Here is a 21521-nt window from a genome sequence, read left to right as displayed (position 1 = left end):
CTCCGCCTCATCCGATCGCCCGTTGCGCGCGTAGCCGTTCCCGGGTGGCCGCGTCGACGAACACCTCGTCGAGGATCCGTTCGGTGTCCGCCCCGGGTTCCGGGGCGCCGGAACGGACCGCGGTCGGCGTCCGGGAGAACTTGACGGCCGGGCCGGTCAGCGGGGCGGTGCTGCCGTTGGACAGCACCGTCTCCTGCACCATGGCCCGGGCGTGCACCTGCGGGTCGGTCGCGGCCTCGGCGAAGGTACGGACCCGCTCGGCCGTGATCCCGTTCGCGTCCAGGGTCTCGACCACCTCGGCACAGCCCCGCTCGGCACACCAGTCGGCGACGACCGCGTTGACCGCCTCGCGGTTGCCGCGGCGTTCCTCGTTGGTCGCGTACCCGGGTGCCCGGGCCAGCTCGGGTCGGCCGATGACCTCGGCGAGTCGACGCCAGGAGCGGTCCAGCGGGACGGCGACGTAGACGTGGCCGTCGGCGCAGCGGAAGCAGCCGGCCGGCACCACGAAGTCGGCCTGGTCGCCCCAGCGGCGCAGCGGCACCCCGGTCGCGCCCAGAGTGAGGTAGCCGTTGCTGGAGAACAGCAGCGCGTCCAGCATGCTCACGTCGACGTGCTGGCCCTCGCCGGTCTGGTCGCGGTGGCGCAGCGCGGCGAGCGCGCCGATCACCGCGTGCAGGCCGGCCAGATCGTCGGCGAGGAAGGTGGGCGACTTCAACGGCGCTCCGGCGGGCTCGCCGTTGAGCGCCATCCAGCCGGCGGCGGCCTGGGTGGTCGGGTCGTACCCGGGGCGGCCCGCGTCGGGGCCGAACTGGCCGTAGCCGGAGACCGAGACCAGCACGACGTCCGGCCGGACCGCCCGGCAGGCCTGGTAGCCGACGCCCCAGGCGTCCAGCGTCCCGGGCTTGTAGTTCTCCACCACCACGTCGGCGGTGGCGACGAGCCGCAGGAACACCTCGGCCGCGCCGGGGCGGCGCAGGTCCAGCCCGATGCTGCGTTTGTTGCGGTGCACGCTCTGCCGGAACCAGGACAGCCCGGTGCCGGGGATCTCCGGGGGCATCAGCCCCTCCCGGTTGCCGGGCATCTCCACCCGCAGCACGTCGGCGCCGAGGTCGGCCAGGACGCAACTCGCCACCGGGCCGGACCAGACCTTGGTGACGTCCAGGACCCGTACGCCGTGCAACGGTCCCGGCAGGTCGTGCCGTGCATCGGCGTAGAAGCCCGCGGCGTCGCGGGCCTCGGAGCCCGGCGGTGTCGGCGCGGAGCGCAGGTCGGTGTCCATGCCCGGCTACTCCCGCACCAGCAGCGACGCCGTGCCGAGCGAGCCGCCGCAGCACATGGTGACCAGGGCGACCTCGCCGCCGCCACGTTCCAACTCGTGCAGGGCGGTGACCAGCAGCCGGCTGCCGCTGCTGCCCAGCGGGTGCCCGAGCGAGATGGCGCCACCGTTGACGTTGACCCGGTCCAGGTCGGCGTCGTGGTGCTGCGCCCAGGACAGCACGACGGCGGCGAACGCCTCGTTGACCTCGACGACGTCGACGTCGTCGAGGTTCATCCCGGCCCGTTTGAGCAGCTTGCGGGTGGCCACGGTGGGGCCGTCGAGCAGGTAGTAGGGGTCGGCGCCGGTGACCACCTGGTGGGCCAGCCGGGCCCGGGGCCGCAGGCCGTGCGCGGTGGCCCGTTCGCGGGACATCCACAGCACGGCGGCCGCGCCGTCGGAGATCTGCGAGGTGGTGCCGGCGGTGTGGATGCCGTCGGGGACCACCGGTCGCAGGGCCGCCAACCCGTCGAGAGTGGTCTCCCGGATGCCCTCGTCGGCGCGGACCGGCGTGCCGTCCGGCAGCGGCACCGGGGTGATCTCCCGGTCGAAGCGGCCCTCGTCGCGGGCCCGCGCCGCGCGTTGCTGCGAGCGCAGCCCGTAGGCGTCGGCGTCCGCGCGGGTCAGCCCCTGCCGGGCCGCGATCCGCTCGGCGCCGCCGAACTGCGCCTTCGGCGGATCGTCGTACGGGTAGTCGGGCGTCTTGTAGTGCCCGGGCCCCTGGTAGAGGTTGGTGCCGACCGGTACCCGGCTCATCGACTCCACCCCGCAGGCGATGCCCACGTCGATGGCGCCCGCGGCGATGAGCGCCGCGATCAGGTGGTTGGCCTGCTGCGCCGAGCCGCAGGAGGCGTCCACCGTGCTCGCCGCCACCTCGTAGTCGAGCCCGCTGTTGAGCCAGGCGTTGCGGGTGACGTTGAGGCTCTGCTCGCCCACCTGTGTGACGCAGCCGCCGATGATCTGCTCGACCTCGCCGGGTTCGATGCCGGCCCGGCGGACCACCTCGACCTGCACGTGCCGCAGCAACTCCACGGCCTTCAGGCCGGACAGCACACCGTCGCGCCGGCCGATCGGCGTCCGGACCGCCTCGACGATCACCGCCTCCGGCATGGACTCCCCCTCCTGGTCGGCGCGTGGTTCGGGTGCTCAGGCCGGAACGAGCCGTACGCGCAGCTCCTCCAGGCCCCGGAAGGTGCTGCTGTGCCGCCACTCCAGGTCGATCTCGTCGGCGTCCGGGTCGGCCAGCTCGATCACCGCGAACCGGTCCACCAACCGGCGGAAGGCGATCTGCCCCTCGGCGCGGGCGAGCTGCGCGCCGAGGCAGTGGTGCGGTCCCCAGGCGAACGACAGCGGTGTCTCAGGCGGTTCGGCGCCGGCGAACCGGGCGATGTCGAGCACGTCCGGGTCGGCGTAGCGGGCCGGGTCGCGGTTGGCCGCGCCGATCAGGGTGATGACGTGCTCGCCGCTGGCCAACTTGGTGCCGTCGACGAAGGTGGTGTCCTCGAACGCGGCCCGCCCGAGCACGTGCACCGGGGAGTCGAAGCGCAGCAGTTCCTCGACGGCGGATCGGGTCAGCTCGGGCTCGTCGCGCAGCCGCTGGAGCTGCTCGGGGTTGCGGCACAGCGCGTGCGTGCCGAGGCCGATCAGGTCGGTCATGGTCTGGAAACCGGCGCCGAAGAGCAGCACGATGACCTGGATCAACTCGTCGACCGAGAGCCGGTCACCGTCGATCTCGACCTGGCCGAGCGCGGAGGCGAGATCGTCCAGGGGGTCCTCACGGCGCTTGCGGACCAGGTCGGCGAAGTACTCCTCCATCTCGCCGAGCGCCTGGTCGGACGCCTTGAGCACCTCCGGCGGGGCGAAGATCTCCAGCCCGCCGGACGCGGCGCGGGTCAGCCGGCGCAGCAGCGGCCAGTCCGCCGGCGGCACCCCGACCAGCTCACCGATCACCATGACCGGCAGCGGGAAGCCGAACGAGCCGACGATGTCGACCTCGCCGCCGCCCGGGCCGATCTGGCGGGTGATGTCGTCCAACAGCCCGTCCACGAAGGCGGTGAGCCGGGGGCGCAGGGTCTCGGTGCGTCGGGGGGTGAACACCCGGCTGACCAGGCCGCGCAGCCGGGTGTGCTCCGGCCCGTCCAGGAAGAGCAGGGTACGGGCGCCCTCGCGGCCACGCGAGTCACCCATCCGGGGCCGCTGCGCCGACTTGTCCAGCGACGGGTTGCGTAGCGCGGCACGACAGTCGTCGTACGACGTGAGCACCCATCCGACGCCCTGACCGGGCTGTTCCATCCGGTACTTCGGTGCTGCGCTGCGCAGCGCGTGGTAATGCGGATACGGGCTGCTGACGGTGGCCGGGGCCTTCATCAGCAACTCCATCGCGATGATCCGGGGGTCAGCGCTCACCACGGTCTCGGTCATGGCTCGGAAGCCTAGTAGTGTTTCGCGTATCTCGGAAGTACTTGTTTCTCGTATCTTTGGTTGAGCATACTGACGGGCATGACCTCGGCCCGTACCGGCATGCCGCCGAGATTCGACGCCCGCGACCCCGCCGTGGTGGCCGACCCCTACCCCACCTACGCGGCGCTACGGGCGGCCGGCCCGCTGTGCCGGATGGGCCCGGGCAGTTGGGGTGTCACCCGGTACGCCGACGTCGCCCGGTTGGTCCGTGACCCGCGCCTGGGCAGTGAGTTTCCGGCGGCGTACCACCGGATGTCGGCCGGCGACGGCGCCGCCGGCTCCTTCTTCGGCAGCATCATCCTCTATCGCGATCCACCCGAGCACGGCCGGCTGCGGCGGCTGATGGCCAAGGCGTTCAGCCCTGCCCTGGTACGTCGGCTCCGGCCGAGCATCGAGGTGATGGTCACCGAGCTGCTGGCCCCGGCGCGACGCGCCGGCCGGTTCGACGCGGTCTCGGATCTGGCCTTTCCCCTGCCGGTGATGGTGGTCTGCGCCCTGATGGGCATCCCGCCCGCCGACCACGAACGCATCCGGCCGTACGCGCTGGATCTGAGCAAGGCGTTCGCCGCGATCGTGCCGGACGCCGACCGCCCGGCCGCCGACCGGGCCGTCGAGTGGCTGCGCGGCTACCTCGGTGAGATCCTCGACCGCCGCCGCGCCGAACCCGGCGAGGATCTGCTGTCCCGGATGCTCGCCGCGACCGACGACGACGGCGCGGTGCTCGACCACGACGAGATCGTGGACAACGCGGTGTTCGCGTTCTTCGCCGGCTTCGAGACCACCACCAACCTGATCGCCACCGGGGTTGCCGCCCTGCTCGACCACCCGGATCAGCTGAGCCTGCTCCGGTCGGACCCGACACTGGTCCCCCGGGCCGTGGAGGAGTTCCTCCGCTACGACGCGCCCATCCAGGGCGTCGCCCGGCTGGTCCGGGAGGACATCGAGGTCGGCGACCGCACCATCCGGGCGGGGCGGGTGCTGATCCTGCTGCTCGGCAGCGCCAACCGCGACCCGGAGCAGTTCCCGACGCCGGACCGGCTCGACATCACCCGGCCGGAGAACCCGCACCTGTCCTTCGGCGGCGGCATCCACCACTGCCTCGGCGGCTACCTGGCCCGGGTGGAGGCACAGGTCGCGTTCGAGACCCTGCTGCGCACCTTCGCGGTGCTCACCCCGGACGGGCCGGCCCGCCGACAGACCGACGGGACGCTGCGCTCGTACGCCAGCGTGCCGGTGGCGGTGCGGCCGTGAGCCCCGCCGGACGGGTCCTGCCGGCGCGGATGGACCCGCTCGCGCCCGAGGTCGTCGCCGACCCGTACCCGACGTACGCGCGGATGCGGGCCGCCGGTCCGCTGTGCCGGTTCGGTCCGGCGAGCTGGGGCGTGACCCGGCACCGGGACGTGGCCGCGCTGCTGCGCGACCGCCGGCTGAGCAACACCTTCCCCGAGGACGACCCGCAGTTCCGGATGGCCCAGGACCTCTCCCGGGAGGTGTTCCGCCGGATCATCCCCACCCGCGACCCGGACGACCACAGCCGGCTGCACCAGCAGATCGTCCGGGCGTTCAGTCCCGGCGTGGCCCGGCGTACCGCGACCCGGGTCGGTGAGCTGGTCGACGAACTGCTCGCGCCAGGCCTGGACACCGGGCGGCTGGACGCCGTGGCCGACCTGGCCTTTCCGGTCGCCGCGACGGTGGTCTGCGAGCTCATCGGGCTGCCGGCCGCGCGGACCCGGGCCGAGGTGTGGCCCCGCTCGGCGGCGTTGGGCCGAGCCTTCACCCCGTTCCTGCCCGAGGCCGACCGCGCGGCGGCCGACGAGGCGTTGACCTGGCTGCGGGGGTACGTCCGCGACCTGCTCGCCGATCGGCGCGCCGATCCGGACGGCGATCTGCTCGACCGGATGCTCGCCGTGGCGGACCCGACCGAGGGGGTCGAGGAGGTCGTCGACAACATCGTCTTTCTCTGCTTCACCGGCTACGAGACCACCATGAACATGGTCTGCACCGGCAGCATCGCGCTGGCCCAACGGCCCGACGAATGGCGTCGGCTGCGCGCGGACCCGTCGCTGGCCGGCACCGCGGCCGAGGAGTTCGTACGGTTCGACGCCCCGATCCAGTACACCGCCCGGCTGGCGTTGGAGCCGATCCCGGTCGGCGACCGGGTGATCCGGGCCGGCCGGTCGGTGTTCCTGCTGCTCGGCTGCGCCAACCACGACGAGGACGTGTTCACCGACCCGGGCCGCGTCGACATCGGCCGCCACCCCAATCCGCACGTCGGCTTCGGCGGCGGCGTACGCGGGTGCCTCGGCGCCGCGCTGGCCCGGATCGAGGGGGCGGTCGTCTTCGAACGGCTGGCCCGACTCCTCTCCGGCATCGACCTGGCCGCCGCGCCGGTACGCGAGCCCAGCGCCCTGTTCCGGTCGTACGCGTCGATCCCGCTCACGGTCGGCCCGGCCTGACCCGGCGGAACCAGGAGTCGTAGATGTCATTGATCGGCCGATCGGTTCGGCGTACCGAGGACCGCGCCCTGCTCACCACCGGCGGGACGTACGTCGACGACGTGGTCCTGCCCGGCTGCCTGGAGCTGGTCTTCGTCCGCTCCGGCGTGGCGCACGGCCGACTGCGTGGGGTGGACGCCGAGGCCGCCCGCCGGGCGCCCGGCGTGGTCGCGGTGTTCACCGCGGCGGACGTGGACCTGCCGCCGCTGCCGCCCGAGGCCGGTGTGCTGAACCAGAAGATGACCACACCGGTGCTCGCCGACGGCGTGGTGCGGTTCGTCGGCGAACCCCTTGCCGCGGTGCTGGCCACCGGCCGGGCCGAGGCGGTCGACGCCGCCGCCCTGGTGCAGGCCGACATCGTGCCGCTGCCGGCCCTGGTCGACGTCGACCAGGCGCTCGCCGACGAACTGGTGCTGCACCCCGAGGCCGGCACCAACATGGTGCTCAAGCTCGGCTTCCGCCGCCCGGCCGGACGTGCCGAGCTGCACGAGGGCGCCGAGGTGGTGATTCGGCAGCGGATGACCAACCAGCGGGTCGCGCCGTGCCCGCTGGAGGCCCGGGCCGGGCAGGCCGAGTGGGGGCCGGACGGGTTGCGCTACCGCGCGGGCAGCCAGGCCGTGCACCTGTGGCGTGGGCAGCTCGCCGCCGCGCTCGGCGAGCCGGAGGAGCGGGTCCGGGTGGTCAACGGGGACGTCGGCGGCGCGTTCGGCTCCAAGGCGATGGCCAGCCGGGAGGACGTGTTCGTCGCCTGGGCTGCCCGGCGACTCGGTCGCCCGGTGCGTTGGGCGGAGACCCGCAGCGAGAGCATGATCGCCGCCGGGCACGGCCGGGCCCAGCACCAGAGCGCGGAGCTGGGCGGCACCCGCGACGGGCGGATCATGTCGTACGCGCTGGAGGTGGTGCAGGACGCCGGGGCGTACCCGCGCATCGGCGCGATCCTGCCGTTCTGGACCCGGACCATGCTGACCGGCCCGTACGGCATCAGCCGGGCGAAGTTCAGCTCGTCCAGCGTCACCACCACGACCACGCCGGTGGTGTCGTACCGGGGCGCCGGGCAACCCGAGGCGGTCGCCGCGCTGGAACGGATGGTCGACCTGTACGCGGCGGAGATCGGCATGGACCCGGCCGAGGTACGCCGGCGCAACCTGCTGCCACCGGAGAGCTTCCCGGTCACCACGATCACCCGCGCCCGCTACGACACCGGCGACTACCCGGCGGCGCTGGAGCGGGTGCTGGCCGAGGCCGGCTATCCTGCGCTGCGCGCGGAGCAGGCGGCCCGGCGTACGCGTGGCGACGTCGAGCAGCTCGGCATCGGCCTGTCCACCTTCGTGGAGATCACCGGCGCGGACACCCGCAGCGAGTACGCCTCGGCCCGGGTCGATCGGGCCGGCCGGTTCACCGTCCACTCCGGCACCTGCCCGCACGGGCAGGGCCACGGCACGGCCTGGGCGATGATCGCGGCCGACGTGCTCGGTGTGCCGCTGGACCGTGTCGACGTGCATTACTCCGACACCGGAACCGTCGCCCAGGGCGGCGGCACCGGCGGCTCACGGTCGTTGCAGACCGGCGGAATGGCGGTCCGCGAGGCGGCTCTGGCTCTCGTCGAGCGGGCCCGGGACCTGGCGGCCGTACGCCTGGGCGTGCCCCGCGACGAGGTCGAGTTCACCGGTAGACGGTTCCGGTCCGCCGGCGCGGACGCCGTCAACTGGACCGAGCTGGCCGCCGTCGTGACCGACGACGCCGCCGAGCCCGGCGGCGGATTGTCCGCCGAGGCGACCTTCCAGCCGTCCGCCGCGACCTGCCCGTTCGGCGCGCACCTGGCCGTGGTGCGGGTGGACACCGAGACCGGCCAGGTGACCCTGCTACGCGTGGTGGCGGTCGACGACGCGGGCGTGCTGCTCAACCCGCTGCTGGCCGAGGGGCAGGTGCACGGCGGGCTGGCACAGGGCGCCGGCCAGGCGCTGGTGGAGGAGGTCCGGTTCGCCACCGACGGCACGCCGCTGCACGGTGACCTGCACCGGTACGCCATGGTCGGCGCGGCCGAGCTGCCCTCGTTCGAGACGGTCGCCATGCAGACCCCCACCCCGGTCAACCCACTCGGCGCCAAGGGCCTGGGCGAGTCGGGGGCGGTGGGGCTTCCCCCGGCGGTGCAGAACGCCGTCGTCGACGCCGTACGCCACCTCGGCGTCCGGCACATCGACATGCCGCTGACCGCCGAGCGGGTCTGGACGGCCATCCAGGCGGCGGGCGTCGCCCGCTAGCTCGGACGCGTTCGGCCAACACAGGCCAGCGGCCGGTTCGAGTCGCAGTGGGCGTCGCGGGTCATCGGGTGAGCCCGATGCGGGTGGCCAGTCGGGCGACGCTGGCGACCGCCGGGCCGTGGTGGGCAATTTCGGTGACGAGGGTACGGGCGGCAGGGCGCAAGCGGACTTCGGCGGGTGCGACGGCATCGGCCGCGGCCAACGTGTGCCCGCCTTTGGCGAGGTCGCCAGTCTGAAGGTAGGCGCGGGCGGCGTCGATGAGGTGGGCCGCTCGATGTTCGGCGGGTAGCAGGCGCCAGTCGTCGCGGCGGACGGCCTGCTCGTGGCGGTACACGGCTTCGTCGGCGTCGCCGAGGTGCAGGGCGGTGAGGAAGCGGGCCAGCAGCACCGCGATCGGGCCGAACGTGGTGTGGTGCGGATCGTCGTGCACGGTGTGGCGGTCGGCCAGTGTGGCGGCGTGGTCGATCAGGTCCTCGACGCGGCGGCACTCGCCACAGCCGGCTGCGGCCATCGCCGCCTGCAGGAGCAGCGTTCCGCGTACCCCATCGTCGGCGGCCGTGCCCGCGCCGGCGACGGCCGCCGTGAGGGCGAGGCGGTCGCGGCCGAGGGCACGCAGCGCCTGGGCGACGGCGATGGTGGCGGTGCCGGTGCCGATGGGGTCGCCGGTGGCGGCGGTGACAGCCCGGTCGGCGGCGAGCCAGGCGAGGTCGGCCTCGCCGAGCTTGACGAGGACGCAGGCGGTGATCCGGTACGCGGGCAGCAGCAGGCTCGGTGTGGTGTGGGCGGCGTCGAGCAGGTTGGGCAGTGCCCGCAGGAGTTGGGTGTAGTGGGCGTGCTGGTAGGTGAGCCAGGCGTGCGCGACGTGCCGTTGCACCTCGTCGACGGGGACGACTCGGATGGGGCGTTGGTGGTAGTGGGCCAGAGCGGCGCGGATCGCGTCGACGCCGTCCAGGCCGGTGGCCGCAGCCGGTGGCGGCTTGCGGGGGTCAAGCAGTACGGCTGGGTCGACGCGCAGCACCTCGGCGATCTCCTGCGCGACGGAGTAGCGCAGCAACCCGAGCAGAAAACCCGGTACCAGCCCACCGAACACCATCGCCACAACTCCGGACGTCATGCAGGAAATGCTGCCGGCGTGTCACGGACGGTAGTACCGCTCGGGTGTGACCCTGAGGGGACGTCTACGAAAGGTCCCCTGGCATGGCGCGAAATGACGTACTGAAATGGGCGATCGTGAAGGCGGGTTTCACCGTGGTCGATCTCGCCGATCGATGCAACGTGGACGCCAAGACCGTCGAGCGTTGGATCAGCCGAGGACGCCTGCCCCATCCTCGCTCCAGGGTGCGCGCAGCCGAGGTGTTGGGCGAGGATGTTGGTGTGCTGTGGCCTGAGATGATCCGACGTGCGGTGAAGGTGGGAACCGACCGTGAACTGGTCGCCCTCTACCCTCGCCGCGCCGACCTGCCCCGGTCGGTTTTCCGTGAGGCGATCGAGGGCGCGAACTCCCGGCTCTGGTTCGGCGGCTACACGAGCTACTTTCTCTGGCTGGAGGTAACCGGTGCTGCCGGCATGCTGACCGCGAAGGCTAACTCCGGGGCGGACCTGCGATTCCTGCTCGGTGATCCGGCCAGCCCGGTTACCGCCGAGCGTGAGCGGCTGGAAGACACGCCGCTAACCTTGGCAACACGGATCGCGATGACGCGTGCGGAAATTGGCAGGCTCCCTGCCGTGATCCCGGTACGTCTGTCTGACCGTCACATCGCCATGTCCGTCTGGGTCTTCGACGATGAGGCTATCGTCGCAACCCATATCGGTTCCGGGCTCGGACAGGATTCCGTGACGCTGCACCTCCGGCGAGGGCAGGACGGCGGGGCGTTCGATCGGTACGTCGAGCACTTCGAGGCGCTGTGGGTCGACGGCACGCCACCCGACCCAAATGACCGCCAAGACCGCCACCCCGGATGACCGTCGGTAGCCGTTTCTTCTTTGGTCACAGACCAGCTATCGCGTTCGGTCCGTCTCCACATACGGACAATCGCGATTGGAGTCGTCAGGAGGTTGAGCGAGGATGCAACGTAACGCCTGGCGCGCGTCGAGTCGGTCCGGCAGCAAGCGGCGAGACATCACTGCTACACCCCGGCATCCATCGGCAGCTATATTGCGGGCGTGCCCGGTGGGTGAGAGGTAGCACCCCCGCTCTCTAACGATGTTCAGCAGCGAGTTGCTCTGCCTCCGCGATGAACTCGTCGAGCTCGGCCGGAGCGAGCTTGGCCTCCACAAGGATCCGCCCGAGCATGAAGAGCTCGGCTCCGAGGGCGGTTTCGGGGTTGATGCCGTCGACCAACTCGGCCTCGCCGAGGGCCGCCCGGATCAGGCCCTCCATCTCCAGGGCGGGTAGGTCTTCTCCCCCCCTGTTCTGGGCGCGAACGTCGGCGACCCATCGGGCTACATCGGTGGGGGTGGTGTCGGGCCCGAACCGTTGGTCAACGGCGATCGCGAAGGCAGCACCGATGACCTGAAGGCCATTCGCCAGACCGTGTTGACCGATCTCCACCACCAGAGCATCGACCGCATCCCAGTCAGCCCTTGCCAGAGCCCGGATCAGTTCGCTGAGCGGTTGTTTCGTCACGTCTGCTGAACCTCGCTAACCATGTGCTCACCACTGTGAGGGTTCGATGCGCTGCGACACCAGCCAACAGGCCGACAACCACGAGATTTCCCGCGGCCTCCGCGCCATCTATCTTCTGCCGTGCTGGGGGACCTGGCACGCTGGGGGTGCCTGTGCCGGTCGAGTGGGTTCCGGAGGGGCCATCGAAGTCCCGTAGGGCCTTCGCACCCTTCTGAAGTGCGTCTGTGCCCGCTGAGACATGCTCCTGGATGTCATCCGCCCTTCGCACCGAGCGGGTGAGAAAGCTCCGCCGCGCGAGGTCCCGTCGGTCGCTGTCCGCCAGGAGGTCCTCCCCAGATGGTGGCCCGGAGGCGGCCGCCTCCGGCTGCGGCGCCGAACCGGGAGATATGGCGTGCAGGAAGTCGGCGACGTTCCGGGCGGCCTCGCTGCTCAGCCGGGCAAGCCGGTGGGCCTTGTCGGCTCCGGTGCGGCTCTGGCTCACCGCCGCACGCAACTGCGGATGATCGGTTCCTCTTCCGACAGCGGCATAGCGGGCGTTTCCCTCGGCGATATCGGTGGCGGCACGGTTCGCCTGGACCGCGAGTGCGTCAAGCCGGTCGATCGTGGATCTGAGTTGCGCCACGACCTGAGCGAGCAGGCCACTCACCCCAGCGCCCTCCGGAAATCGTCACCACTTTCCTGCGCGGCGGTAATGACCCGGAGGGCCAACTTCACCTCGCGTACCGCCTCGGCGACGGCTCTGCGGGCTTTCTCTGCCTCGTCCCGACCACTGTCATGCAGGGTGGCGAGCATGAGCTCAGCAGCCTCATTCAGGGAATCGCCGATGCCTTCGACCGTTGTTCTGCCCTGGTCGAGCAGTTGACTCGCTTCATCGAGGGCTGCCTTGACCTCGCCGATGCTCACGGTCAGCCAAGGATGCTGATGTACTGCCGGGCCGCCGCGGTGCTGCCCTGAAGGGTCGTGGCCGCCTCGATCAGGCGTTGCTTGCTCTGCTCGGCTCGGGATATCGCCTCGGAGAGGGCAGGGTGCCCGGTGCCGGCAGACACCGCGCGCAGACGGGCGAGCACCTGGTCGGTGCCCTCGATGGCGGCGCGGATCTGGCTTGTCGTCGTGTTTCCCTGCTCGGCTGCCTGGGCGAGAGCGGCTTTGACTTGCTCGATGCTGGCCATGCCGTCCTTCCGGTCGAGTGCGGCGGGGTGCCGGCGTTCTGCACTCGCAGTAGCGACGCAGACACTACCCAACATGAATCCCTCTCCGTGGCCCCGTCCTCGGCGTGGGCTACGGCCCGTACAGCGTTGCGCCCAGATGTTCGGGACAACACCGAACAAGCCTGCGAGCAGCCCGGACAGAGGCGTGCTGTCCGGGACACACCGGAACGGTGGTGGCCAGCCGAAACACGCCCATAGCCTCGGCTCAGATCCAGCGGATCCCTCGTGACGAGCGGGATCGCGGCATGTGGCCCGTCCTGGGTGGGCGGGCCGTCACCTCTTCCGAAAGGAAACCCGTGCGGTATCCGAGACTGCTCAGAATGCTCGTCGGCGTACTCACCTTGGCGACGGTGACGCTCGTCGCCCCGACCCCGGCCCAGGCCGCGAACCGTTGCAGCACCGGCAGCGCCACCGTCTACAGCCCCACCGGAGGAGTCGGTGCCACCGCGAGCGCGCGGGTCTGCATCAACAACTACCGGCCCACTCTCGACACCAGCAGGTACAACTACGTCAAGGACCAGAAGGCCGACGGGTACGCCGCCCGCGCCTGGTTCCGGTACTACGACACCTGGTACGGGTACTGGGCCACGAGCGGGCCGTTCGTCGCCGATGACACCTCCACCCCGACCGGCGCGGAGATCCCGAACTACGGGTGGCCCGTCGAGGACGTGGACCAGGCGGAGGTGTGGGTGTGCCTCGGCATGGCCCGTCCGGGGTACGGGTCCGAGGACCGCTGTTCGTTGATCACGTACGTCGAGTACTACGAATAGCGCTGGTCGCCCGCTCCCCGTTCGACGGGGAGCGGGCGTCAGTCGTCCACGACGGACAGCGCCTGCTTCGGGCAGCGGCGCGCGGCTTCGCGTACCCGCTCACCCAGGGAGCCCTCCAGCGGCTCCTCGGTGATGTGCAGTCGGTCGTCCTCGCCGACGTCGAAGACCTCCGGCGCCTGACCGACACAGATTGCGTTGCTCTCGCATCGGGAGAAGTCCACGACCAGTCGCACTGCTCACGCCTCCGTCTTGGCAACGATCTCGAGGATGGGGAACATCATGGTGGGCACGCTGCGCGCGAGCCGCAGGTCGGCGGCGTCCAGCAGCCGTTCGATGTGCTCGCGGGAGCGGGCCCCGCCGCCGACCATGGCCAGCAGCAGCAGGTCGTAGAGGCGGCCGACGTCGAACCGGTCACCGGCCTCGACGACCGGCTCCAGCACCAGCAGCCGGCTGTCCGGGCGCATCGCCGCCCGCACGGCCCTCAGCAGCCGTAGGGCGTTGTCGTCGTCCCAGCCGTAGAGGATCCGCTTGAGCAGGTAGGCGTCCGCGCCGGCCGGAACGGTCTCGAAGAAGCTGCCGCCGGTCACCGTGCACCGCTGCGCGACACCGAGCTTCTGCAGCACCGGCTCGGCGTCGGCGACCACGTGCGGCAGGTCGAACAGGGTGCCCCGCAGCGCCGGGAACCGGGCCATGATGCCGCCGAGGAAGGCGCCGTTGCCGCCGCCGACGTCGACCACCGTGGCCAGCTCGCCCCAGGGGTACGCGGGCAGCGCGGCCCGCAGCTCCAGCCGGGTGGCCGCCTGCTGGGAGGCGTCGAACCGGGCGCTGTCGTGCGGATGGGCGGCCATGTACGGCCAGTAGCCCTCGGGGTGGACCTGGTCGAAGGACGCCTGGCCGGTGCGGATGCTGTGGTCGAAGTGGGCCCACGCCTCGATGTCCGGTTCGAGCAGGGGGTACGCCTCGCGCAGCGACAGCGGATGGTCGGTACGCAGGGGTTCGGCCAGCTTGGTCAGCCCGAAGACCTCCGGTTCGACCTCGGTGAAGATGCCCTTGCCGGCCAGTGCCCGCAGGGCGCGCAGCAGCGACGGCGCGTGCGCCCCGGTCGCCTCGGCCAGTTCGGTCACCGGCCGGGGCCCGTCGACGAGCTGGTCGGCGACGCCCAGCTCGGCGACCGCGCGCACGGTGAACGGCACGATGTAGTCGGCCAGCTCGGTCAGTCGGAACACCGACTCGATGTCGATCCGGGGTCGGGTCGGGGCCATCGATACCTCCTAGGGGACGTCGGCCGCGGCCGACGCGGGGCCGGCGGCGATCACGGTGAGCGTGGGGGTGGGGACGATCCGGTCCAGTCGTAGGCCGGCGCCGGCCAGCAGGTCGACGAGCTGGGCACGGGTGCGGTGCCGGCCGCCGGTGAGCACCAGGGTGTGCAGGTCGACGAGCTTCGCGACGTCGAAGGCGTCGCCGGCCGGGATGATCGCCTCCAGCAGCAGCAGCCGGCTGTCCGGTCGCATCGCCTCGGCGATCCGGCGCAGGATGGCCGAGGCGTCGGCGTCGTCCCAGCCCGGCAGGATCGTCTTGAGCACATACAGGTCCGCGCCCGCCGGCAGTGGGTCGAAGAAGCTGCCCGGGACGATCCGACAGCGCTCGGCCACCGCGGCCTGGGCGAGCAGCGCCGGCGCGGCCGCCACCACGTGCGGCAGGTCGAGCACCGTGCCGCGCAGCCCCGGGCAGCGGGTGAGCAGGCCGGCCAGGAACGCGCCGTCGCCGCCGCCGACGTCGACCACCTCCTGTGCCCGCGCCCACGGCCACGCCGGCAGCACGGTCCGCAGGTGCAGCCTGGTCAGGCTGGACATCCACCGGTCGACGGCCAGGCTGTCGGCCGGATGCCCGGCCAGGTACGACCAGTAGTCGGTGCCGTGCACCCGCGGAAAGGTGGCCTCCCCGGTGCGCAGACACCGGGCGAGCCCGGCCCAGGCGCGTACGTCGGCGGCCATCAGGGGGTACGCGTCGCGCAGCGACAGCGGATGGTCGGTACGCAGGGGTTCGGCCAGCTTGGTCAGCCCGAAGACCTCCGGTTCGACCTCGGTGAAGATGCCCTTGCCGGCCAGTGCCCGCAGGGCGCGCAGCAGCGACGGCGCGTGCGCCCCGGTCGCCTCGGCCAGCTCGGTCACCGGCCGGGGACCGTCGACCAGTTCGTCGGCCACGCCCAGCTCGGCGATCACCCGGATGGTGAACGGCACGATGTAGTCGGCGAGTTCGGTGAGCCGGGTCAGCGCACCGAGGTCGGTACGGGGCCGCGCCGCCAGCATCAACCGCCTCCACTATCACGTGTCTTGTATCTCGCGTATCTGCACACTAGCTTGTGTTCCGGGTCGCTGTCACCGTCGTCGCGGGAGGCTCTGGATGCTGGACGGGGTTGTGCGTTGGCCGCAGGAGTTGGCCGAGCGATACCGCGCCGAGGGCTACTGGCGCGGCGAGGTGCTCGCCGACCTGGGCCGGGAGTGGGCGCGTACGGATCCGGAACGCACCGCGCTGGTCACCGGCGACCAGCGGGTGAGCTACCGCGACCTCGACCGGCGGGCCGACCGGCTGGCAGCCGGGCTGCGAGCGCGTGGCATCGGCCGGCACGACCGGGTGGTGGTCCAACTGCCCAACAGCGTCGAGTTCGTGGTGGTGTGCCTGGCGCTGTTCCGGCTGGCCGCCCTGCCGGTGCTGGCCCTGCCGGCGCACCGCAGGGCCGAGATTGGGCACCTGTGCGCGCACACCGAGGCGGTCGCGTACGTGACCGTCGACCAGGTCCAGGGGTTCGACCTGCGCAAGCTCGCCGCCGACGTGCGCGCCGAGAACCCGGCCCTGCGGGACGTGTTCGTGGTCGGCGACCCGGGCGAGTTCACCGCACTGGCCGAGGTGGACGCCGAGCCCGTCGAGCTGCCCGCGCCGGACCCGTCGGACGTCGCGTTCTTCCTGCTCTCCGGCGGCTCGACCGGTCTGCCGAAGCTGATTCCGCGCACCCACGACGACTACGCGTACCAACTGCGGGCGACCGCGGCGGCGATGGGTTTCGGATCGGACGGTGTCTATCTGGCCGCGCTGCCGGTGGCCCACAACGCGGCCCTGGGCTGCCCCGGCGTGCTCGGCGCGTTGAGCGTCGGCGCCACCGCCGTGCTGGCCGGCAGCCCCAGCCCGGACGAGGCGTTCCGGTTGATCGCCCGCGAGCGGGTCACCCTGACCACGTTGATGCCGGCCTTCCTGCCACTGTGGGCGGACCTCGCGCCGGTGCTCGGGGCCGACCTGACCGGCCTGGTGGTCGAGGTGGGTGGCGCCAATCTCAGCCCGGAGGTGGCCGCCCGGGTGACCCGGGAGCTGGGGATCCGACTGGCGCACTTCTTCGGCATGGCCGAGGGCCCGATCTGCTGCACCCGCCCGGACGACCCACCGGAACTCGCCGCGCACACCCAGGGTCGGCCGCTGTCGGCCGCCGACGAGTTCCGGATCGTCGACGACGCCGGGCGCGACCAGCCGAGCGGCGAGGTGGGCGAGCTGATCGTGCGCGGCCCGACCACCCTGCGCGGCTACTACCGGGTCCCGGAGTACAACGCGCACACCTTCACCCCGGACGGCTTCCTGCGCACCGGGGACCTGGTCCGCTGGACCCCGACCGGTGAGCTGGTCGTGGTCGGTCGGATCAAGGAGGTGGTCAACCGGGGCGGCGAGAAGGTCCCCGCCGGCGAGGTGGAGGAGCACCTGCTCGCACACCCGGCGGTCCGCGAGGTCGCCGTGCTCGCCGTGCCTGACCGGGTGCTCGGGGAGAAGACCTGTGCCGTGGTGGTCCCGCGCGACGACGCACCCACGCTGGGGCAGCTGCGCGACTTCCTCACCGAGCGCGGGCTGGCCGCGTACAAGCTGCCGGACCGGTTGGAGCTGCGCACCGCGTTGCCGTACACGGGCGTGGGCAAGGTGGACAAGCGGGCGCTGGGCGCCGAGCTGACGGGCTGAGCCGCTGGGCTCAGCCCGTCAGGTGGTACAGCCGGTGAAAGCGGTCGTCCACCGGGACGATCTGCACGTCGGCGTAGCCGGCCTCGGTGGCGAACCGGCGGACCTGAGCGGGCCGCAGGACCGTGCCGGTGGCCGTCGAGCCGGGCCCGGCCAGACCGGCCGGCAGGCAGTGCAGCACGCTGGTGGCGTACTGGAAGCGCTCGATCTCGTCCCCCGGAGCGACGAACCGGTGCGCCACCTTGGCGTCGAGCACCAGCACCGCGCCGCCGTCGCCACGCAACCGGCGGCAGGCCCGCAGCACCGACACCGGCTGGCTCATCTCGTGCAGCGCGTCGAAGACGCAGACCAGGTCGTACCGGCCGGCCAGCTCCGGGTCGGCGGCGTCGCGCCGGTGGAACCGGACCCGGTCGGCCACGCCGGCCGCCGCGGCGTTCGCGTCCGCCGCGGCCAGCGTCGGCGCGTCCAGGTCGTAACCGTCCACCTCGGCCAGCGGGTACGCCCTGGCCAGCGCGATCGCCGCCCAGCCCGCGCCGCAGCCGACGTCGGCGATCCGGCTCGGCGCGGCGGTGAGCCGCTGATGGATCTCCGGCAGCGACGAGGAGAGCCAGCCAGGCAGGGCGTACGTGAACAACGACCGGTTGGCGCCGGAGTGGCCGTGCCGCCAGTCGTCGCCGTACACCTCGTCCGGTACGCCGGCCCCGGTGCGGTACGCCTCCAGCAGCGCCGGCAGCGCCCCGGCCACCCCGCCCAGCGGCAGCATGGTCAGCGAGACCAACGACAGCGGGCTGTCCGAGGCGAGCAGCACCTCGGCGTGCCCGGGCGGCAGCCGGTAGACCCGTCGCTCGGGCGCGGCGGCCACGTCGTCCACCTCGATGAAACCGGCCACCGCCTGCTGTTCCAGCCACTCCCGCGCGTACCGGGCGTCGATCCCGGTACGCGCGCAGAGCTCGCCGACGTCGGCCGGTCCACGGTCGAGCGCCTCGTACAGGCCGAGCCGGGCACCCAGGTAGCCGGCCAGCAGCTCCTGGGTGTGCAGCATGGCCAGGAAGAGCCGCAGCGACAGCGCCGTCAACTGGCCAGCTCGCCGCGGTCCCGCAGGATCTCGTTGACGTGCGCCACCACGGCGTCGATGGTGACGATCTTGCGTGCCGTCGTCTCGTCGATCGGCGGGAGGTCGAACTCGTCCTCCAGGGTGAAGGCCAACTCCAGCAGCGCGAGGGAGTGGAAGCCGAGATCCTCGACCAGCCGCGAGTCACCCGCCCCCTCGGTCTGCTCCGGGTTCGGCGCCAGCTCGGTGACGATCGCCGTGACCGAGTCGCGCACCTCCTCCTCGGTACGTACCTCGGCCGTCGTCGACCTGGTCGCGTCGGTCATTCCCGCCTCCTGTCCGGACGTCCCTCAGGACGCCGTCGTCGTCTGCTCGGTCTGGTCCCGCTGCCCGTGCGGTGCCGTGGTGATCACGGTTCCGGGCAGCCGGTCATCGACGAACGCCTGCCACAGCTGGCGTCGTTTGGGTTTGCCGCTGGAGGTCCGGGCGATGGTGCCGCGCGGCGCGTCCACGATGACCACCTGCGCGCCCTCGGCCCGGCGGCGCAGCTCCCGCTCCGCCTGCGCCAGCCACTCGGGCTGGGCCTGCTCGAACACCGCCACCACGGTCGCGGTGCCGGCCCGGTGGCCCAGTAGCGCGGCCATCCGCTGGGCCGGCACCCCCGGGCGGCAGATGGCCCATTCGAGGTCCTCGGCGAAGACCGCCCGGCCCCGGACCTTCATGCTGTCGCCGAGCCGGCCGAGCACGTGCAGCTGGCCGTCGTGCAGGAAGCCGGCGTCGGCGGTACGCAACACGCCGCCGCCGAGCGTGGTCTGGGACGCCGAGTCGGCCTCGTTGACGTACCCCTGGGCGACGGACGGGCCGTGTACCTCGATCTCACCGACCACCCCGTCGGGCAGGGGCGCGCCGGCCTCGTCGACGATCCGCACCCGTACCCCGGTCACCGGCCGGCCGCAGCCCACCACCGGGTACGTCTCGACGTCGCCGTCGACCGGCTCGGCGGGGTCCGGCACCGCCCGGGCACCCAACCGCAGCCGGTCGGGTCGCAGCTCGACGGCGTGGTACAGCTCGTCCAGGGGCAGCCCGGTGACCGCCAGGGTCGCCTCGGCCAGCCCGTACGCGGGCAGCAGGGCACGCGGGTCGAAGCCGTACGGGATGAGCAGAGCGCAGAACCGGCGCAGCGCCTCGGCGTCGATCCGCTCGGCACCGACGATGACCGCGCGCCAGTCGGAGAAGTCCAGCCCGGTCAACGCCTCGCGGCGGACCCGCCGGGCGATGTACTCCAGCCCGAAGTTCGGCATCGAGGTCAGACGCGCGCCGCGCGCGCCGAAGCAGCGCAGGTAGCGCCCGGGGTTGCGGACGAACTCCTCCGGCGGCATCAGCCACAGGTCGCTGGTGTTCACCACCGGGGTGACGAGGCACCCGATGAGGCCCATGTCGTGGTGCACCGGCAGCCAGGAGGCCGTCGGGTCGTCCGGGGTCATGGCCAGCCACCGCCGGATGGCCGTGACGTTGGCGGCCAGCGCCGCGTGCGGCACCTGCACGCCCCGGGCGCGACCGCTGGAGCCGGAGGTGAACTGGAGCAGGGCCAGCGGGCCCGGCGCGGCGACCGTGCCCCGCGCCCCGCCGGCGGCCTCGGCCAACTCGTCGGCGCACAGCACCCGGCGGACACCGGCGGTCGCGGCCAGCGGCTCGACGGACGCGGTGAGGCTGGTCGCGCAGACCACCACCCGTGGCGCGGCGGCACGCAGGAGACCCAGCACATGCTCGCCGTAGACCTCGCGGTCCTGAAAGGCCAGCGGCGGAGCGATCGGTGAGGGTGCCGCCCCGGCGGCCATCGCGGCGAACAGCGTGGCGACGAAGTCGGGGCCGGCCGGCTCGACGACGGACACCACGTCACCCGGGACCACCCCGACCGCCCGCAGGCCGGCCAGGATCACCCGGGTGCGGTCGGCCAGCTCGGCGTACGACAGGAAGGTCCAGTCATCGCCGGCCGCGGCGAAGTGCACGCCCCGGTCCGACCGGGGCCTCTCCAGCCAGCTCAGCAGCGGCGAGCCCGAAACGGCGTGTGCGCTCATCGACCCGTCACCTCCTCCCCCAGTACGTCTATCCGAGATTGATACCAGATACAAGGCTAAACAAGATACGAGGAAGGCGATAGAGTGCATCCGTGACCAGTACGCTGCCGCGCGTCGACGGACTGCTCCCCGCACTCGCCGAGCGGGCACCGGAGATAGACCGGGCGGGCCGGGTCCCGGACGACGTCATCGCCGACCTCACCGCCGCGGGCTGCCTGCGGATGCTGGTGCCCTCCGCGTACGGCGGCGCCGACCTGCCGCTGAGCGAGGCGCTGCGGGTGATCGAGCAGCTCTCCACTGCGGACGCCTCCACCGGCTGGCTGATCGGCCAGGTCGGCCTGGCGCACCTGCTGTTCGCCTGCTTCCCCGAGGCCGCCCGCGACGAGATCTACGCGAGCGGTCCGGACGTGCTGGGCGCCGGCGCGGTCGCGCCGAAGGGCCGGGCCGCCCCGGACGGCGCCGGCGGTTGGCGGGTCAACGGTCAGTGGCCGTTCGTGACCGGCAGCCCCCAGGCGAGCTGGATCTACCTGAACTGCATCGTGCTCGACGGCCGGACCCCGCAGACCCTGCCCAACGGGGCGCCGCTGACCCGGATGGTGCTCTTTCCCGGCGGCGAGCTGGAGCTGCTGGACACCTGGCAGGTGCTCGGCCTGCGCGGCACCGCCAGCCAGGACGTGCGCGCGGCCAGCCGGATCTGCCCCGAGCACCGCGGCTTCAGCCTGGTCGGCGACGGCGACGACGTACGCCGCACGGTCTTTCGGATCGCCCAGGCCGGTCTGCTCATCGCCGCGGTCGACCTCGGCATCGCCCAGGGCGCGGTACGCGACGCCGCCGACCTGGCCGCCGCCGGCCGCCGCCGTACCTTCAGCACCCGGGCGCTGGCCGACTCCCCGGTGTTCCACGACCGCCTCGGTGAGGCGCACGTGGCCCTGCGCGCGGCCCGGGCGCTGCTGCACTCCGAGGCCGGGGCCGCCTGGGAGACCGCCCGGCGCGGCGAGGTGCTCAGCCCTCTGGACCGGGCCTGCCTGCGAGCCACCGCCGCGCAGGTCACCGCCGCGGCACACCAGGCCGTGCAGACGGCGTACGCGCTGGCCGGCGCGTCGACCGTGTTCGACTCCTCGCCGCTGCAACGGCGGCTGCGCGACATCAACACCGCGACGCAGCACTTCGTCAACGGCCGGGACAGCTACGCCACGGTCGGCGCGCTGCTGGCCGGTGCGGCCGTCGACACCACGATGTTCTGACCACCGCGCAAGGCCAGGCC

The 21521-nt window shown here is 72.4% G+C and carries 20 protein-coding genes; 7 read left to right on the top strand and 13 right to left on the bottom strand.

All coding sequences use genetic code 11. The features are described from left to right. Positions 1 to 7: 7 nt before the first annotated feature. Genes ACFQGL_RS22900 through ACFQGL_RS22890 form a run of 3 tightly spaced genes read right to left on the bottom strand, consistent with a single transcriptional unit; the run spans position 8 to position 3736 of the window. Positions 8 to 1279: a CaiB/BaiF CoA transferase family protein gene (locus ACFQGL_RS22900; protein ID WP_377514395.1), complete on the bottom strand. Its 1272-nt coding sequence runs from the start codon at positions 1277 to 1279 to the stop codon at positions 8 to 10. Positions 1280 to 1285: 6 nt separating this feature from the next. Further along, complete coding sequence (locus ACFQGL_RS22895) at positions 1286 to 2425, bottom strand: steroid 3-ketoacyl-CoA thiolase (protein ID WP_377514394.1); 1140 nt, start codon at positions 2423 to 2425, stop codon at positions 1286 to 1288. A gap of 36 nt (positions 2426 to 2461) precedes the next feature. Then, entirely contained in the window at positions 2462 to 3736 is a 1275-nt protein-coding gene (locus ACFQGL_RS22890; protein WP_377514393.1) for a cytochrome P450, read from the bottom strand. Positions 3737 to 3814: 78 nt separating this feature from the next. Here ACFQGL_RS22890 and ACFQGL_RS22885 point away from each other — a divergent pair, with 78 nt between their 5' ends. From ACFQGL_RS22885 to ACFQGL_RS22875, 3 genes are read left to right on the top strand one after another with little or no spacing between them, the layout of a single operon-like run. Next, positions 3815 to 5026: a cytochrome P450 gene (locus ACFQGL_RS22885; RefSeq protein ID WP_377514392.1), complete on the top strand. Its 1212-nt coding sequence runs from the start codon at positions 3815 to 3817 to the stop codon at positions 5024 to 5026. Beyond that, on the top strand, positions 5023 to 6231 hold the full coding sequence (locus ACFQGL_RS22880; protein WP_377514391.1) for a cytochrome P450: 1209 nt from the start codon (positions 5023 to 5025) through the stop codon (positions 6229 to 6231). Before ACFQGL_RS22885 ends, ACFQGL_RS22880 begins: the two co-directional genes overlap by 4 nt. Before the next feature lie 23 nt (positions 6232 to 6254). After that, positions 6255 to 8531: a xanthine dehydrogenase family protein molybdopterin-binding subunit gene (locus ACFQGL_RS22875; RefSeq protein ID WP_377514390.1), complete on the top strand. Its 2277-nt coding sequence runs from the start codon at positions 6255 to 6257 to the stop codon at positions 8529 to 8531. Between the two features lie 61 nt (positions 8532 to 8592). Here ACFQGL_RS22875 and ACFQGL_RS22870 read toward each other — a convergent pair whose 3' ends face one another. Beyond that, positions 8593 to 9645 carry an XRE family transcriptional regulator gene (locus ACFQGL_RS22870; protein WP_377514389.1) on the bottom strand — a complete coding sequence of 351 codons (1053 nt, stop codon included), beginning with the start codon at positions 9643 to 9645 and terminating at the stop codon, positions 8593 to 8595. A gap of 83 nt (positions 9646 to 9728) precedes the next feature. On the opposite strand from ACFQGL_RS22870, the gene ACFQGL_RS22865 reads away from it, so the two are divergent. Then, positions 9729 to 10493, top strand: a complete 765-nt coding sequence (locus tag ACFQGL_RS22865; protein WP_377514388.1) for a helix-turn-helix domain-containing protein — start codon at positions 9729 to 9731, stop codon at positions 10491 to 10493. A 235-nt stretch (positions 10494 to 10728) separates the two neighbouring features. Here ACFQGL_RS22865 and ACFQGL_RS22860 read toward each other — a convergent pair whose 3' ends face one another. The 3 genes from ACFQGL_RS22860 to ACFQGL_RS22850 all read right to left on the bottom strand — a co-directional run bounded on the left by ACFQGL_RS22860 (position 10729) and on the right by ACFQGL_RS22850 (position 12326). Beyond that, positions 10729 to 11157, bottom strand: coding sequence for a hypothetical protein (locus ACFQGL_RS22860; protein WP_377514387.1), 429 nt, complete (start codon positions 11155 to 11157; stop codon positions 10729 to 10731). A 642-nt stretch (positions 11158 to 11799) separates the two neighbouring features. After that, positions 11800 to 12060 (bottom strand): hypothetical protein, encoded by a 261-nt coding sequence (locus ACFQGL_RS22855; protein ID WP_377514386.1) that lies wholly within the window; start codon positions 12058 to 12060, stop codon positions 11800 to 11802. 2 nt (positions 12061 to 12062) lie between these two features. Further along, a complete protein-coding gene (locus tag ACFQGL_RS22850; RefSeq protein ID WP_377514385.1) occupies positions 12063 to 12326 on the bottom strand; it encodes a hypothetical protein in 264 nt (87 codons plus the stop codon). 335 nt (positions 12327 to 12661) lie between these two features. Between ACFQGL_RS22850 and ACFQGL_RS22845 the strand changes: the two genes are divergently transcribed. Further along, entirely contained in the window at positions 12662 to 13135 is a 474-nt protein-coding gene (locus ACFQGL_RS22845; RefSeq protein ID WP_377514384.1) for a hypothetical protein, read from the top strand. Positions 13136 to 13173: 38 nt separating this feature from the next. Here ACFQGL_RS22845 and ACFQGL_RS22840 read toward each other — a convergent pair whose 3' ends face one another. The 3 genes from ACFQGL_RS22840 to ACFQGL_RS22830 are packed head-to-tail and all read right to left on the bottom strand — an operon-like array spanning position 13174 to position 15444. Then, the gene (locus tag ACFQGL_RS22840; RefSeq protein WP_377514383.1) at positions 13174 to 13368 is read right to left on the bottom strand and encodes a ferredoxin; all 195 of its coding nucleotides are present in this window, start codon (positions 13366 to 13368) and stop codon (positions 13174 to 13176) included. Positions 13369 to 13371: 3 nt separating this feature from the next. Next, entirely contained in the window at positions 13372 to 14397 is a 1026-nt protein-coding gene (locus ACFQGL_RS22835) for a methyltransferase (RefSeq protein WP_377514382.1), read from the bottom strand. 9 nt (positions 14398 to 14406) lie between these two features. Beyond that, positions 14407 to 15444 (bottom strand): methyltransferase, encoded by a 1038-nt coding sequence (locus ACFQGL_RS22830; protein ID WP_377514380.1) that lies wholly within the window; start codon positions 15442 to 15444, stop codon positions 14407 to 14409. Between the two features lie 94 nt (positions 15445 to 15538). Here ACFQGL_RS22830 and ACFQGL_RS22825 point away from each other — a divergent pair, with 94 nt between their 5' ends. Then, a complete protein-coding gene (locus ACFQGL_RS22825) occupies positions 15539 to 17131 on the top strand; it encodes a (2,3-dihydroxybenzoyl)adenylate synthase (protein WP_377514378.1) in 1593 nt (530 codons plus the stop codon). A 10-nt stretch (positions 17132 to 17141) separates the two neighbouring features. Here the strand turns inward: ACFQGL_RS22825 and ACFQGL_RS22820 are convergent, their stop codons facing one another. The 3 genes from ACFQGL_RS22820 to ACFQGL_RS22810 are packed head-to-tail and all read right to left on the bottom strand — an operon-like array spanning position 17142 to position 20257. Further along, positions 17142 to 18203, bottom strand: a complete 1062-nt coding sequence (locus ACFQGL_RS22820) for a class I SAM-dependent methyltransferase (protein ID WP_377514377.1) — start codon at positions 18201 to 18203, stop codon at positions 17142 to 17144. Further along, on the bottom strand, positions 18200 to 18505 hold the full coding sequence (locus ACFQGL_RS22815; protein WP_377514376.1) for an acyl carrier protein: 306 nt from the start codon (positions 18503 to 18505) through the stop codon (positions 18200 to 18202). Before ACFQGL_RS22815 ends, ACFQGL_RS22820 begins: the two co-directional genes overlap by 4 nt. Before the next feature lie 24 nt (positions 18506 to 18529). Continuing rightward, on the bottom strand, positions 18530 to 20257 hold the full coding sequence (locus ACFQGL_RS22810) for an AMP-binding protein (RefSeq protein ID WP_377514375.1): 1728 nt from the start codon (positions 20255 to 20257) through the stop codon (positions 18530 to 18532). Positions 20258 to 20349: 92 nt separating this feature from the next. On the opposite strand from ACFQGL_RS22810, the gene ACFQGL_RS22805 reads away from it, so the two are divergent. Beyond that, the gene (locus ACFQGL_RS22805; RefSeq protein WP_377514373.1) at positions 20350 to 21501 is read left to right on the top strand and encodes an acyl-CoA dehydrogenase family protein; all 1152 of its coding nucleotides are present in this window, start codon (positions 20350 to 20352) and stop codon (positions 21499 to 21501) included. The last annotated feature ends 20 nt before the right edge of the window (positions 21502 to 21521 follow it).

It is taken from the genome of Micromonospora vulcania (genome assembly GCF_042658605.1).
GTDB lineage: Bacteria > Actinomycetota > Actinomycetes > Mycobacteriales > Micromonosporaceae > Micromonospora > Micromonospora vulcania.
This window is presented reverse-complemented; position numbering and strand designations above follow the sequence as displayed.

Coding starts and splice junctions, on each gene's coding strand:
- ACFQGL_RS22815 (WP_377514376.1), bottom strand. CDS start 18,505: ATGACCGACGCGACCAGGTCGACGACGGCCGAGGTACGTACCGAGGAG.
- ACFQGL_RS22890 (WP_377514393.1), bottom strand. CDS start 3,736: ATGACCGAGACCGTGGTGAGCGCTGACCCCCGGATCATCGCGATGGAG.
- ACFQGL_RS22850 (WP_377514385.1), bottom strand. CDS start 12,326: ATGGCCAGCATCGAGCAAGTCAAAGCCGCTCTCGCCCAGGCAGCCGAG.
- ACFQGL_RS22865 (WP_377514388.1), top strand. CDS start 9,729: ATGGCGCGAAATGACGTACTGAAATGGGCGATCGTGAAGGCGGGTTTC.
- ACFQGL_RS22885 (WP_377514392.1), top strand. CDS start 3,815: ATGACCTCGGCCCGTACCGGCATGCCGCCGAGATTCGACGCCCGCGAC.
- ACFQGL_RS22875 (WP_377514390.1), top strand. CDS start 6,255: ATGTCATTGATCGGCCGATCGGTTCGGCGTACCGAGGACCGCGCCCTG.
- ACFQGL_RS22870 (WP_377514389.1), bottom strand. CDS start 9,645: ATGACGTCCGGAGTTGTGGCGATGGTGTTCGGTGGGCTGGTACCGGGT.
- ACFQGL_RS22835 (WP_377514382.1), bottom strand. CDS start 14,397: ATGGCCCCGACCCGACCCCGGATCGACATCGAGTCGGTGTTCCGACTG.
- ACFQGL_RS22810 (WP_377514375.1), bottom strand. CDS start 20,257: ATGAGCGCACACGCCGTTTCGGGCTCGCCGCTGCTGAGCTGGCTGGAG.
- ACFQGL_RS22825 (WP_377514378.1), top strand. CDS start 15,539: ATGCTGGACGGGGTTGTGCGTTGGCCGCAGGAGTTGGCCGAGCGATAC.
- ACFQGL_RS22895 (WP_377514394.1), bottom strand. CDS start 2,425: ATGCCGGAGGCGGTGATCGTCGAGGCGGTCCGGACGCCGATCGGCCGG.
- ACFQGL_RS22900 (WP_377514395.1), bottom strand. CDS start 1,279: ATGGACACCGACCTGCGCTCCGCGCCGACACCGCCGGGCTCCGAGGCC.
- ACFQGL_RS22830 (WP_377514380.1), bottom strand. CDS start 15,444: ATGCTGGCGGCGCGGCCCCGTACCGACCTCGGTGCGCTGACCCGGCTC.